General features: G+C 70.7%; 11 protein-coding genes. 10 read left to right on the top strand and 1 reads right to left on the bottom strand.

All coding sequences use genetic code 11. From position 1 onward, the window contains the following. The first annotated feature begins 13 nt into the window (after window positions 1–13). From Srubr_RS24260 to serA, 4 genes are all read left to right on the top strand, one after another. On the top strand, window positions 14–1,864 hold the full coding sequence (locus Srubr_RS24260) for an acetolactate synthase large subunit (RefSeq protein WP_189998352.1): 1,851 nt from the start codon (window positions 14–16) through the stop codon (window positions 1,862–1,864). 30 nt (window positions 1,865–1,894) lie between these two features. Next, a complete protein-coding gene (gene ilvN, locus Srubr_RS24255; protein ID WP_116146898.1) occupies window positions 1,895–2,419 on the top strand; it encodes an acetolactate synthase small subunit in 525 nt (174 codons plus the stop codon). A 118-nt stretch (window positions 2,420–2,537) separates the two neighbouring features. Beyond that, window positions 2,538–3,536: a ketol-acid reductoisomerase gene (gene ilvC, locus Srubr_RS24250; protein ID WP_189998350.1), complete on the top strand. Its 999-nt coding sequence runs from the start codon at window positions 2,538–2,540 to the stop codon at window positions 3,534–3,536. 252 nt (window positions 3,537–3,788) lie between these two features. Next, window positions 3,789–5,378, top strand: a complete 1,590-nt coding sequence (gene serA, locus Srubr_RS24245) for a phosphoglycerate dehydrogenase (protein WP_189998348.1) — start codon at window positions 3,789–3,791, stop codon at window positions 5,376–5,378. Window positions 5,379–5,514: 136 nt separating this feature from the next. Here the strand turns inward: serA and Srubr_RS24240 are convergent, their stop codons facing one another. Further along, window positions 5,515–6,807: a PucR family transcriptional regulator gene (locus Srubr_RS24240; RefSeq protein WP_229926935.1), complete on the bottom strand. Its 1,293-nt coding sequence runs from the start codon at window positions 6,805–6,807 to the stop codon at window positions 5,515–5,517. A gap of 164 nt (window positions 6,808–6,971) precedes the next feature. Here Srubr_RS24240 and Srubr_RS24235 point away from each other — a divergent pair, with 164 nt between their 5' ends. From Srubr_RS24235 to Srubr_RS24215, 6 genes are all read left to right on the top strand, one after another. Beyond that, the gene (locus tag Srubr_RS24235) at window positions 6,972–7,898 is read left to right on the top strand and encodes a proline dehydrogenase family protein (RefSeq protein ID WP_189998345.1); all 927 of its coding nucleotides are present in this window, start codon (window positions 6,972–6,974) and stop codon (window positions 7,896–7,898) included. A 38-nt stretch (window positions 7,899–7,936) separates the two neighbouring features. Continuing rightward, window positions 7,937–9,568, top strand: a complete 1,632-nt coding sequence (gene pruA / locus Srubr_RS24230; RefSeq protein ID WP_189998344.1) for an L-glutamate gamma-semialdehyde dehydrogenase — start codon at window positions 7,937–7,939, stop codon at window positions 9,566–9,568. Between the two features lie 86 nt (window positions 9,569–9,654). Next, entirely contained in the window at window positions 9,655–10,194 is a 540-nt protein-coding gene (locus tag Srubr_RS24225; protein ID WP_189998343.1) for a GNAT family N-acetyltransferase, read from the top strand. 258 nt (window positions 10,195–10,452) lie between these two features. Next, entirely contained in the window at window positions 10,453–10,584 is a 132-nt protein-coding gene (locus Srubr_RS41465; RefSeq protein ID WP_268257603.1) for a hypothetical protein, read from the top strand. Window positions 10,585–10,672: 88 nt separating this feature from the next. Next, window positions 10,673–11,716, top strand: a complete 1,044-nt coding sequence (locus Srubr_RS24220; protein ID WP_189998342.1) for a 3-isopropylmalate dehydrogenase — start codon at window positions 10,673–10,675, stop codon at window positions 11,714–11,716. Window positions 11,717–11,959: 243 nt separating this feature from the next. After that, the gene (locus Srubr_RS24215; protein WP_189998341.1) at window positions 11,960–13,048 is read left to right on the top strand and encodes a branched-chain amino acid aminotransferase; all 1,089 of its coding nucleotides are present in this window, start codon (window positions 11,960–11,962) and stop codon (window positions 13,046–13,048) included. Window positions 13,049–13,151 lie beyond the last annotated feature (103 nt).

Genomic DNA, 13,151 nt, shown 5'->3' with positions numbered 1-13,151 from the left:
GAAGAGAATGCCGATGACCGAGCAGGCCACCGGGGCCCACCATCCGCAGCCGCGGCCCCGTTCCGGAGGACAGCAGTCCGCCCCCGTCGAGCACGTCACGGGTGCGCAGTCCCTCATCCGCTCCCTTGAGGAGGTCGGCGCGGACACGGTATTCGGCATTCCCGGCGGCACGATCCTCCCGGCGTACGACCCGCTGATGGACTCCACCCGGGTGCGGCACATCCTGGTCCGGCACGAGCAGGGCGCCGGCCACGCCGCCACCGGCTACGCGCAGGCCACCGGCAAGGTCGGCGTCTGCATGGCCACCTCGGGCCCCGGCGCCACCAACCTGGTCACCCCGATCGCCGACGCCAGCATGGACTCCGTCCCGCTGGTCGCGATCACCGGACAGGTGGTGTCCTCCTCGATCGGCACGGACGCCTTCCAGGAGGCGGACATCGTCGGCATCACCATGCCGATCACCAAGCACAGCTTCCTGGTCACCAAGGGCGAGGACATCCCGCGCGTGATCGCGCAGGCTTTCCACATCGCCTCCACCGGCCGCCCCGGACCGGTCCTGGTCGACATCCCCAAGGACATCCTCCAGAAGAAGACCACCTTCTCCTGGCCGCCCGTGATGGACCTGCCCGGCTACCGCCCGGTGACCAAGCCGCACGCCAAGCAGATCCGCGAGGCGGCCAAGCTCATCACCGCCGCGAAGCGCCCCGTCCTCTACGTCGGCGGCGGCGTCCTCAAGGCCCAGGCCACGGCCGAGCTGAAGGTCCTGGCCGAGCTGACCGGCGCCCCCGTCACCACCACGCTGATGGCGCTCGGCGCGTTCCCCGACAGCCACCCGCTGCACGTCGGCATGCCCGGCATGCACGGCAGCGTCGCCGCGGTCACCGCGCTGCAGAAGGCCGACCTGATCGTGGCCCTCGGCGCCCGCTTCGACGACCGCGTCACCGGCAAGCTGGACAGCTTCGCCCCGTACGCCAAGATCGTCCACGCGGACATCGACCCGGCCGAGATCGGCAAGAACCGGGCCGCGGACGTGCCGATCGTCGGTGACGCCCGCGAGGTCATCGCCGACCTGGTCCAGGCCGTGCAGAAGGAGCACAGCGAGGGCCACAAGGGCGACTACACCGCCTGGTGGAGCGACCTGAACCGGTGGCGCGAGACCTACCCGCTCGGCTACGACCTGCCCGACGACGGCTCGCTCTCCCCGCAGCAGGTCATCGAGCGGATCGGCGAGCTCGCCCCCGAGGGCACGATCTTCGCCGCCGGCGTCGGCCAGCACCAGATGTGGTCCGCGCACTTCATCCAGTACGACCAGCCCGCCACCTGGCTCAACTCCGGCGGCGCCGGGACGATGGGTTACGCGGTCCCCGCCGCCATGGGCGCCAAGGCCGGCCGCCCGGAGCGGACGGTGTGGGCGATCGACGGCGACGGCTGCTTCCAGATGACCAATCAGGAACTGACCACCTGCGCCCTGAACAACATCCCGATCAAGGTCGCCATCATCAACAACGGCGCCCTCGGGATGGTCCGCCAGTGGCAGACCCTCTTCTACAACCAGCGCTACTCCAACACCGTGCTGCACAGCGGCCCGGACGACGTCAACCCGGACGCCCGCGGCACCCGGGTGCCGGACTTCGTGAAGCTGTCCGAGGCGATGGGCTGCGTGGCCCTGCGCTGCGAGCGCCCCGAGGACCTGGACAAGGTCATCGAGGAGGCCAACTCCATCAACGACCGACCGGTGGTGGTCGACTTCATCGTCCACGAGGACGCCATGGTCTGGCCGATGGTCGCCGCCGGCACCTCCAATGACGAGATCATGGCCGCCCGGGACGTCCGCCCCGACTTCGGCGACAACGAAGACGACTGACCGTCAACAGGCAAGGAAGAGCAGAACACCATGTCCAAGCACACGCTCTCCGTCCTGGTGGAGAACACGCCGGGCATCCTCGCCCGGATCGCCGCCCTGTTCTCCCGGCGCGGCTTCAACATCGACTCCCTCGCGGTCGGCGTCACCGAGCACCCCGACATCTCCCGCATCACCATCGTGGTGAACGTCGAGGACCTGCCGCTGGAGCAGGTGACCAAGCAGCTCAACAAGCTCGTCAACGTGCTGAAGATCGTCGAGCTGGAGCCGGGCCAGGCCGTGCAGCGCGAACTCGTCCTGGTGAAGGTCCGCGCCGACAACGAGACCCGCTCCCAGATCGTGGAGATCGTCCAGCTGTTCCGCGCCAAGACCGTGGACGTCTCCCCGGAGGCCGTGACCATCGAGGCCACCGGTTCCGGCGACAAGCTGTCCGCCATGCTCAAGATGCTGGAGCCGTACGGCATCAAGGAGCTGGTCCAGTCCGGCACGATCGCGATCGGCCGCGGCGCCCGTTCGATCACGGACCGCTCACTGCGTGCCCTCGACCGGACGGCATAAGACCCGTCGCGGGCGGCCGGCGATCAACGGCCGCCCGTATCCCGAGACCCCCGAACTTCCTTCCCGCCCGCCGTCATACGGTGGGACGCACCACCCGTACACAAGGAGAGAACCCAAAGTGGCCGAGCTGTTCTACGACGCTGACGCCGACCTGTCCATCATCCAGGGCCGCAAGGTCGCGGTCATCGGCTACGGCAGCCAGGGCCACGCCCACGCGCTGTCGCTGCGCGACTCCGGTGTCGACGTGCGCGTCGGTCTGCACGAGGGCTCGAAGTCCAAGGCCAAGGCCGAGGAGCAGGGCCTGCGCGTGGTGACCCCGGCCGAGGCCGCCGCCGAGGCCGACGTCATCATGATCCTGGTCCCGGACCCGATCCAGGCCCGGGTCTACGAGGAGTCCATCAAGGACAACCTCAAGGACGGCGACGCGCTGTTCTTCGGCCACGGCTTCAACATCCGCTTCGGCTTCATCAAGCCCCCGGCCGGCGTGGACGTCTGCATGGTCGCCCCGAAGGGCCCGGGCCACCTGGTCCGCCGCCAGTACGAGGAGGGCCGCGGCGTTCCGTGCATCGCCGCCGTGGAGCAGGACGCCTCGGGCAACGCCTTCGCGCTCGCCCTGTCGTACGCCAAGGGCATCGGCGGCACCCGCGCCGGCGTCATCAAGACCACCTTCACCGAGGAGACCGAGACCGACCTGTTCGGCGAGCAGGCCGTGCTGTGCGGTGGCACCTCGGCGCTGGTCAAGGCGGGCTTCGAGACCCTGGTCGAGGCCGGCTACCAGCCGGAGATCGCCTACTTCGAGTGCCTGCACGAGCTGAAGCTGATCGTGGACCTCATGTACGAGGGCGGCCTGGAGAAGATGCGCTGGTCCGTCTCCGAGACGGCCGAGTGGGGCGACTACGTCACCGGCCCGCGCATCATCACCGACGCCACCAAGGCGGAGATGAAGAAGGTCCTCGCCGAGATCCAGGACGGCACCTTCGCCCAGAACTGGATGGACGAGTACCACGGCGGCCTGAAGAAGTACGACGAGTACAAGAAGCAGGACTCCGAGCACCTGCTGGAGACCACCGGCAAGCAGCTGCGCAAGCTGATGTCGTGGGTGGACGAGGAGGCCTGACCTCCGCTTCGCGTGGCGGTGTTCCCCGGCCGGGGAACACCGCCACGCGGCTTCCCGCCCGGGCTCCGTACAAAGTGGAGCTTCTCATCCGGGTGATCCTTCCGCGGAGGCGTAATACAGATCGCGCCGCGCCACTACACTTCTGCACAACACGCGTCAGGCCCACAGCGTCGTGCGTCTTCCGCGGCTAGCCCCCCTCCACCGCCTGCGGCCGTCGGGACGGCCGTCCGCATCGCACATGTGAGGACTCACGTGAGCTCGAAACCCGTCGTACTCATCGCTGAAGAGCTGTCGCCCGCCACCGTCGACGCACTCGGTCCGGACTTCGAGATCCGGCACTGCAACGGAGCGGACCGCTCCGAGCTGCTGCCGGCCATCGCCGAGGTGGACGCGATCCTGATCCGCTCGGCCACCAAGGTCGACGCCGAGGCCATCGCCGCCGCGAAGAATCTCAAGGTCGTCGCGCGAGCCGGCGTCGGCCTGGACAACGTCGACGTCTCCGCCGCCACCAAGGCCGGCGTGATGGTCGTCAACGCCCCCACCTCCAACATCGTGACCGCCGCCGAGCTGGCCTGCGGTCTCATCCTCTCCACCGCCCGCAACATCCCGCAGGCCAACGCCGCGCTGAAGAACGGCGAGTGGAAGCGCAGCAAGTACACGGGCGTGGAGCTGGCCGAGAAGACGCTGGGCGTCGTGGGCCTGGGCCGCATCGGTGCCCTCGTCGCGCAGCGCATGTCCGCGTTCGGCATGAAGGTCGTCGCCTACGACCCCTATGTGCAGCCCGCGCGGGCCGCGCAGATGGGTGTCAAGGTGCTGTCCCTGGACGAGCTGCTGGAGGTCTCCGACTTCATCACCGTCCACCTGCCCAAGACTCCCGAGACCCTCGGCCTGATCGGCGAGGAGGCGCTGCGCAAGGTCAAGCCGAGCGTGCGCATCGTCAACGCCGCGCGCGGCGGCATCGTGGACGAGGCGGCGCTGTACGCGGCCCTGAAGGAGGGCCGGGTCGCCGGCGCGGGCCTGGACGTGTACGCGAAGGAGCCGTGCACCGACTCCCCGCTGTTCGAGCTGGACCAGGTCGTCTGCACCCCGCACCTGGGCGCGTCGACCGACGAGGCGCAGGAGAAGGCCGGCATCGCCGTCGCGAAGTCCGTCCGCCTCGCGCTCGCCGGCGAGCTGGTGCCGGACGCGGTCAACGTCCAGGGCGGTGTCATCGCCGAGGACGTCAAGCCGGGCCTGCCGCTGGCCGAGCGCCTGGGCCGGATCTTCACCGCGCTCGCCGGCGAGGTCGCGGTCCGCCTCGACGTCGAGGTCTACGGCGAGATCACCCAGCACGACGTGAAGGTGCTGGAGCTGTCGGCGCTCAAGGGCGTCTTCGAGGACGTCGTGGACGAGACCGTGTCCTACGTCAACGCGCCGCTGTTCGCCCAGGAGCGCGGGGTCGAGGTGCGCCTGACCACCAGCTCGGAGTCGTCCGACCACCGCAATGTGGTGACCGTGCGTGGCACGCTGGGCACCGGCGAGGAGGTGTCGGTCTCCGGCACGCTGGCCGGCCCGAAGCACGTCCAGAAGATCGTCGCGGTCGGCGAGTACGACGTCGACCTCGCGCTCGCCGACCACATGCTGGTGCTGCGCTACGAGGACCGTCCGGGTGTCGTCGGCACCGTCGGCCGCATCCTCGGCGAGGCGGGCATCAACATCGCCGGTATGCAGGTCGCCCGCGCGGCGGTGGGCGGCGAGGCGGTGGCCGTGCTGACCGTCGACGACACGGTGGGCTCGACCGTACTGGCCGAGCTCTCCGCGGAGATCGGGGCCGCGTCGGCCCGGTCGGTCAACCTCGTCTGACCAACACGCGAAACGCCGGACGGACCGAGAACCCCTCGGCCCGCCCGGCGTTTTCCGTATCCGCTCGGTCGCCCCGCCGGCGCCCCCCACCGGGACCTCACCGCACTCACTGGTACGGCACCCGGCCGGGCCAGGCTCACAGCCGGGCCCGCTTCAGCGCCATGTGCAGCAGCAGCCGGTCCTCGCCGTCGTCCAGGTCCAGGCCGGTGAGCTGCTCGACCCGGGACAGCCGGTAGTACAGGGTCTGGCGGTGGATGCCCAGCTCGGTCGCCGTGCGCCCGGCCTGGCCCGCGCAGTCCAGGTAGATCTCCGCCGTGCGGGCGAGTTCCGTGTGGGCGGGGGAGAGCAGCGCGCCGACCACCCGGTCCCGCGCGGTCTCCGGCGGCAGCGCGGTCAGCAGCCGGTACGCCCCGATCCGCGCCCACTGGGCGACCGGCCCGAGCCGTGGCTCGGCCAGCGCGGCGCGCGCCGCGTCGAACGCCTGCTGCCACATCGTGCCCAGTTCCGCGAGGCCCGCGCCGGGCTCCCCGATGCCGGCGGCGTGCCCGGTGGCCCGGGCGGCGAGCCCGGCCGCCCCGCCGGGCCGCGCCGCCACGGCCGCCGCCGTCCGCGCCCCGGCGCCGCGCGCCCGCGCCCCCCGGGACTCCTCGGCCTCCTTCAGCAGCCGGGTGGCGGCGGCCACCGCGGGGGCCGTCGTGTCCGGGGCGCGCAGCCGCACCAGCACCGCGAGGCTCAGGCCGGCCGCCCCCCAGGGCAGGGTGCACAGGGCCGTGGCGTGCGGGACCGTGCGCGGCGCGGGGACGTCGTCCGGGTCGGTGGACGGCCAGGGCGCGACGCAGACCAGCGTGTGCGGGCCGTCGGCGCGGGGGCCGAGCGCGGTGCGCAGGTCGGCCACCGCCATGTCCCGCTGCCAGCCCCGGTCGGCGGTGAGCACCGCCCGCAGCTCCCGGCTCAGCCCCGCCCCGGCCTGCGCCTCGTCGGCGAGCAGCGCGCCGATCCGGTCCGCCACCCGCATGGCGGCGGTCAGCTGGGCCTCGGTCGGGCCCGGGTCGCCGTCCAGCAGCCAGACGTAGCCGAGGACGACGCCCCGGTGGCGTACGGGCAGGCAGATCCGGCCCCGGTAGACACCGGCCTGGGGGCTCGGCGGGATGCGCACCGGCGCGGTCGCCCGGGTGATGCCGAACCCCTCGAACCAGGCCCGGACGGTCGCCGTGGAGCGCCGGGTCAGGATCGAGCGGGTGCGCACCGGGTCCAGCGCGGAGGGGTCCAGCTCGTCCTCGCTGTCGTAGGCCCCGAAGGCGATCAGCTCGAAGTCGCGGTTCTCCAGGGTCGCGGGCACGCCCAGCAACTCGGAGATCTCGTCCACCAGCTCCTGGTAGTCCGCCTTGAACGCCTTGAAATCCGCCGCCACCCGGGCATTCTCCCCCATGTGCCGACCGCCTTCATACATCTGTCTGAGATCCCGGGCACGGATGCGTGACAGCTGTCGATGGCCCAGGATCGGAGAGATCCTTAGGTTTCACGGTGGTTCTCCGTGCCGTACCCGAATCGTCGGGTGTCGGCCTCTTTGGTGCTTGTCTGTGGAGGTGCCCCGTGCTGGGTCCCGTGATTCTCGCCGCGTCGCGCAGCGACCGGATGCGACGCCTGATCTCGGCGGCCCCGGTGACCAAGCAGGTCGTCGACCGCTTCATACCCGGCGAGACCGTCGCCGACATCGTCCCGATCATCGAGGACCTGACGGCCAAGGGCCTGGAGCTGACGATGGACGTCGTCGGCGAGGACATCACCACCCCGGAGCAGGCCACCGCCGCCCGGGACGCCTACCTGGCGCTGATCGACCACCTCAAGGGCCTGGAACTGGGCGAGAAGGTCGAGATGTCGGTCAAGCTCTCCATGTTCGGCCAAGCGCTGGACGGCGGTCACGAGCTGGCCCTCGCCAATGTCCGCCCGGTCGTCGAGGCCGCCGCCGCCATCGGCACGACGGTCACCCTGGACGCCGAGGACCACACCACCCTCGACTCGATGTTCGCCATCCACGAGGAGCTGCGGAAGGACTTCCCGCAGACCGGCTGCGTCATCCAGGCCTACCTGTTCCGCACCGAGGCCGACGCCCGCCGCCTCGCCGAGTCCGGCAGCCGGGTCCGCCTGGTCAAGGGCGCCTACAAGGAGCCCGCCGAGGTCGCCTACCAGCAGAAGCACGAGATCGACAAGGCCTACGTGCGCATCCTGCGCATCCTGATGGAGGGCGCGGGCTACCCGATGATCGGGTCCCACGACCCCCGCCTGATCGCCATCGCCCAGGAGCTGGCCCACAAGGCCGGCCGTAAGCTCGACGAGTACGAGTTCCAGATGCTGTACGGCATCCGGGGCGAGGAGCACCTGCGGCTGGCCGCCGAGGGCCACCGCATGCGCGTCTACACGGCCTACGGCACCGACTGGTACGGCTACTTCATGCGCCGTCTCGCGGAGAAGCCGGCGAACCTCCGGTTCTTCCTCCGTTCCATGGTCAGCAAGGGCTGAGCCCACCACCCGCTCACGTACAAGGAGTTACGGATCTCATGGACGCTGTGACCCAGGTCCCCACCCCCGTCAACGAGCCGGTGCACGGCTACGCCCCCGGCTCGCCCGAGCGCCTCCGGCTGGAGGCCAAGCTCAAGGAGCTGGCCGAGAACCCGATCGAGCTGCCGATGACCATCGGCGGCGAGAAGCGGCTGGGCGGCGGCGAGCCGTTCCAGGTGGTCCAGCCGCACAACCACAAGGCCGTCATCGGCACCGGCCGGCACGCCACCCAGCAGGACGCCCGCGACGCCATCGACGCGGCCCTGGCCGCCGCCCCCGCCTGGCGCGCGATGTCCTTCGACGACCGCGCCGCGATCATCCTGCGCGCCGCCGAGCTGCTGGCCGGCCCGTGGCGCGAGACGATCGCCGCGTCCACCATGCTGGGCCAGTCCAAGACCGCCCAGCAGGCCGAGATCGACTCGCCCTGTGAGCTGGTGGACTTCTGGCGCTTCAACGTCCACTACGCCCGCCAGATCATCGCCGAGCAGCCCCCGGCGAACTCCCCGGGCGTGTGGAACCGTCTGGACCACCGCCCGCTGGAGGGCTTCGTCTACGCGATCACGCCGTTCAACTTCTCGGCGATCGCGGCCAACCTGCCCACCGCCCCCGCCCTGATGGGCAACGTGGTGGTGTGGAAGCCGTCCCCGACGCAGACCCACGCCGCCGTGCTGCTCATGCGGCTGCTGGAGGAGGCGGGCCTGCCCAAGGGCGTCATCAACCTCGTCACCGGCGACGGCATCGCGGTCTCCGAGGTCGCCCTGGAACACCGGGACCTCGCGGGCATCCACTTCACCGGCTCGACCAAGACCTTCCAGTACCTGTGGAAGACGGTCGGCAACAACATCGAGAAGTACCGCTCCTACCCGCGTCTGGTCGGCGAGACCGGCGGCAAGGACTTCCTGGTCGCCCACCCCTCGGCCGACCGCGCGGTGCTGAAGACCGCACTGACCCGCGGTGCCTTCGAGTACCAGGGCCAGAAGTGCAGCGCCACCTCCCGCGCCTACATCCCGGCCTCCATCTGGAACTCGGGCTTCAAGGAGGAGTTCGCGGCCGAGGTCGACTACCTGACCATGGGTGACGTCACCGACCTGTCGAACTTCATGGGCGCCGTCATCGACGACCGCGCGTTCGCCAAGAACAAGGCCGCCATCGACCGCGCCAAGGCCGACCCCGCCTGCACGATCGTCGCGGGCGGCTCCTACGACGACTCGGTGGGCTACTTCGTCCGGCCGACCGTCATCGAGTGCACCGACCCGGAGAACGAGGTCTTCACCACCGAGTACTTCGGCCCGATCCTCGCGGTGTACGTCTACGAGGACGACAAGTACGACGAGATGCTGACCCAGATGGAGTCGGTGTCGGACTACGCCCTCACCGGCTCGGTCATCGCGAACGACCGCGCGGCGGCGGCGTACACGATGGAGAAGCTCCGCTTCGCCGCGGGCAACTTCTACATCAACGACAAGTCGACCGGCGCCGTCGTCGGCCAGCAGCCCTTCGGCGGCGGCCGCGCCTCCGGCACCAACGACAAGGCCGGCGCCCCCCAGAACCTCCTGCGCTGGACCCTGACCCGCGCCATCAAGGAGACCCTGGTCCCGCCGACCGACTACGGCTACCCGCACATGGGCTGACCGCCCCCGCGATCCCGGCCCGGGACGCCCGCTCCCGCAGCGGGCCTCCCGGGCCGTCGCCATGTCCGGCGGGGCATACTGCCGTCATGACTCCTCGGCCCCGACTCGTCCACACCGCCGACCTCGAACCTGCCGAACTCAGGGAGATACGCGCCCTGTTGGACCACGCCTTCGACGGGGACTGCTCCGACGACGACGAGGACCACTGGCTGGGCGGGACGCACGCGCTGATCGAGGACGGCGCGGGGCTCGCCGCGCACGGGGCCCTCGTGATGCGCCGGGTGCGGCACGGGGGGCGGTGGCTGCGCACCGGCTACGTCGAGGGCGTCGCCGTACGGGCCGACGTGCGGCGCACCGGGCTCGGCGGGCGGGTGATGGCCGAGCTGGAGCGGATGATCGACCGCGCCTACGACCTCGGCGCGCTGTCGGCGAGTGACGAGGGCGCCCTGCTGTACGCCGCCCGCGGCTGGCAGTGCTGGCCCGGACCGGTGCACGCCCTGTCCCCGGAGGGCATCGTCCGGCTGCCGGACGAGGAGGGCGGGGTGTACGTGCGGCCCGCTCCCGCCGTTGCGCTGGAGCCGTCCGGCGAACTCGTCTTCGACTGGCGGGACGGCGACGTCGTCTGACGGCGCGTCGCGCGGCTGGATGAAAGCCCAGCTCAGCGGCGTCTTCGTCTCAGATAGTAGGAAGTCCGAGTAATTGTGCAGACAGGCGCGGGCCGCTCCCTTACCGTGAGAGAAGCCGAACGTCTCGCTCCATCCAGCGAATGGCGGTCGTGAGCCGGCCCGCGCAGGCAACCCCTGCGGCCAAGCGCTCCCCGCCCCTTCCGGCGTCTTGCATCCCCCCACTGCCGTGCTCCACGCATGCCGAAGGAGTCGATTGCCATGGCCGAGACCACCGTCCGCCGCCGAGTCCGTCACGTGTCCCGTACGAGCGAGTCCGACCGCAAGAACGCCGCCGCCGCCCTCCAGCGCGCCCTCGACCGCCGGGACAACGGCGGCCGGACCGGCCACTGAGCCGGACCGGCGCGTGCGGAACGAAGCCCCGCTGTCCGCATCGCGGACAGGTCGTGTCATCACCTGGGACGAGGAGTAGGGTGCCGACATGTCTCGCAGCATCAATCTCGCAGTGATCCCCGGTGACGGCATCGGCCAGGAGGTCGTGGCCGAGGGTCTGAAGGTCCTCTCCGCCGTCCTTCCGCAGGATGTGAAGCTGGAGACCAAGGAGTACGACTTCGGCGCCAAGCGCTACCACGCCACCGGTGAGACCCTCACCGACGCCGACCTGGAGCAGCTCAAGGGCCACGACGCCATCCTGCTCGGCGCGATCGGCGACCCGTCCGTGCCGTCCGGCGTCCTGGAGCGCGGCTTCCTGCTGAAGCTCCGCTTCGCCTTCGACCACCACGTCAACCTGCGTCCGTCCAAGCTGCTCCCCGGTGTCGCCACCCCGCTGGCCGGCCAGCCGGAGATCGACTTCGTCGTGGTCCGCGAGGGTACCGAGGGCCCGTACACGGGCAACGGCGGCACCATCCGCAAGGGCACCGCCCACGAGGTCGCCACCGAGGTGTCCGTCAACACGGCCTACGGCGTCGAGCGCGTCGTCCGCGACGCCTTCGAGCGCGCCCAGGCCCGCCCGCGCAAGAAGCTCACGCTGGTCCACAAGAACAACGTGCTGACCTTCGCCGGGCACCTGTGGACGAACATCTTCACCAAGGTGGCCGAGGAGTACCCCGAGGTCACCACCGACTACATCCACGTCGACGCGGCGACGATCTACCTCGTCACCGACCCCGGCCGCTTCGACGTCATCGTCACCGACAACCTCTTCGGCGACATCATCACCGACCTCGCCGCGGCCGTCTCCGGCGGCATCGGCGTGGCCGCCTCCGGCAACATCAACCCCAGCCGCGCGTTCCCGTCCATGTTCGAGCCGGTCCACGGCTCGGCCCCGGACATCGCCGGCCAGGGCAAGGCCGACCCCACTGCCACCGTCCTGTCCGTCGCCCTGCTGCTGCGCCACCTGGGCTACGAGGCGGAGGCCGACCGCATCGACACGGCGGTGGCCGCCGACCTGACCGAGCGCGCCGGGAAGCCGGCCCGCTCCACCTCCGAGATCGGCGACGCGCTCGCCGTACGCGTAGCCGGCTGACCCGCCGAGCTACACCTCAAGCCGCCGGGTCGCGAATCGCACCCGGCGGCTTCTGCCATGCCCCGCCGGGTGTCACCATCAACCCCTGGGCCGTCTCACCCCGATTCCGTCCGCCGTCGCCCGCGCGCGATAATCGAACGCGGAGCCGCGATATGAGGGAATGCTCGGACGTCCGACCATCGACGACCGGCAGTGCAGGCGTGAGCGCGGCCCGTCACTACAACCGGTGAAGGACAACCACTGATGACGACGCCCACGATCGAGCTCAAGCCGTCCGCCAGCCCGCTCGCCGCCGCAGAGCGCGAGGCGATCCTGGCCGACCCCGGCTTCGGCCGCCACTTCACCGACCACATGGTGACGATCAAGTGGACCGAGGGCCGCGGCTGGCACGACGCCCAGCTCGTCCCGTACGGCCCGATCTCCCTGGACCCCTCCACGGCCGTCCTGCACTACGGTCAGGAGATCTTCGAGGGCCTGAAGGCGTACCGCCAGCCGGACGGCTCGGTCGCGCTGTTCCGTCCCGAGGCCAACGCCCGCCGGTTCCGCAGCTCCGCCCGCCGCATGGCCATGGCCGAGCTGCCCGAGGAGCTGTTCATCGCCGCGCTGGACGCGCTGCTCGCCCAGGACGCCGACTGGGTCCCGCCGCACGGCGGCGAGGCCTCCCTCTACCTGCGGCCGTTCATGTTCGCCACGGAGGCCGCGCTCGGCGTCCACCCGGCCAACGAGTACCTGTTCATGCTGATCGCCTCCCCGTCCGGCGCCTACTTCTCCGGTGGCGTGAAGCCGGTCACCATCTGGGTCGCCGAGGACCACGTCCGCGCGGTCCCGGGCGGCACCGGCGACGCCAAGACCGGCGGCAACTACGCCGCGTCCCTGCTGCCGCAGGCCGAGGCCGCCGCGCACGGCTGTGACCAGGTCGTCTACCTCGACGCGGTGACCCGCACCAAGGTCGAGGAGTCCGGCAGCATGAACGTCGCCTTCGTCTACGGCGACCGGATCGTCACCCCCGCGCTCAGCGGCTCCATCCTGGAGGGCATCACCCGCGACTCCCTCCTCCAGGTCGCCCGCGACCTCGGCTACACCGCCGAGGAGGGCACGATCACCCTCCAGCAGTGGCGCGAGGACGCGGCGTCCGGCGCGCTGACCGAGGTCTTCGCGTGCGGCACCGCGGCGGTGGTCACGCCCATCGGCCACGTCAAGACCAAGAGCGACCAGTGGTCCCACGGCGACGGTACGCCCGGACCGGTGACCATGCGGCTGCGGGAGGCGCTGCTCTCCATCCAGCGCGGGCTCTCCGAGGACAAGCACGGGTGGATGCACAAGATCGGTTAGACGACCGTTCCGACGTGCCGCTCAAGGGGCGTCGGGCGACCGCGGGATCGTAGGGATCGCGCGGTCGCCCGGCGCCCCTTTCGCATGTCCTCCGGAACCAGCC

This window comes from Streptomyces rubradiris, assembly GCF_016860525.1.
In the GTDB taxonomy this organism is placed as follows: domain Bacteria; phylum Actinomycetota; class Actinomycetes; order Streptomycetales; family Streptomycetaceae; genus Streptomyces; species Streptomyces rubradiris.
The sequence above is the reverse complement of the archived record's forward strand: the minus strand, read 5'-3'. Positions and strand labels throughout refer to the sequence as shown.

Excerpts from the sequence above, each read along its gene's own strand:
- Srubr_RS24260 (WP_189998352.1), top strand. The coding sequence starts at position 14 with ATGACCGAGCAGGCCACCGGGGCCCACCATCCGCAGCCGCGGCCCCGT.
- ilvN (WP_116146898.1), top strand. The coding sequence starts at position 1,895 with ATGTCCAAGCACACGCTCTCCGTCCTGGTGGAGAACACGCCGGGCATC.
- Srubr_RS24240 (WP_229926935.1), bottom strand. The coding sequence starts at position 6,807 with ATGGGGGAGAATGCCCGGGTGGCGGCGGATTTCAAGGCGTTCAAGGCG.
- pruA (WP_189998344.1), top strand. The coding sequence starts at position 7,937 with ATGGACGCTGTGACCCAGGTCCCCACCCCCGTCAACGAGCCGGTGCAC.
- Srubr_RS24225 (WP_189998343.1), top strand. The coding sequence starts at position 9,655 with ATGACTCCTCGGCCCCGACTCGTCCACACCGCCGACCTCGAACCTGCC.
- Srubr_RS41465 (WP_268257603.1), top strand. The coding sequence starts at position 10,453 with ATGGCCGAGACCACCGTCCGCCGCCGAGTCCGTCACGTGTCCCGTACG.
- Srubr_RS24220 (WP_189998342.1), top strand. The coding sequence starts at position 10,673 with ATGTCTCGCAGCATCAATCTCGCAGTGATCCCCGGTGACGGCATCGGC.
- Srubr_RS24215 (WP_189998341.1), top strand. The coding sequence starts at position 11,960 with ATGACGACGCCCACGATCGAGCTCAAGCCGTCCGCCAGCCCGCTCGCC.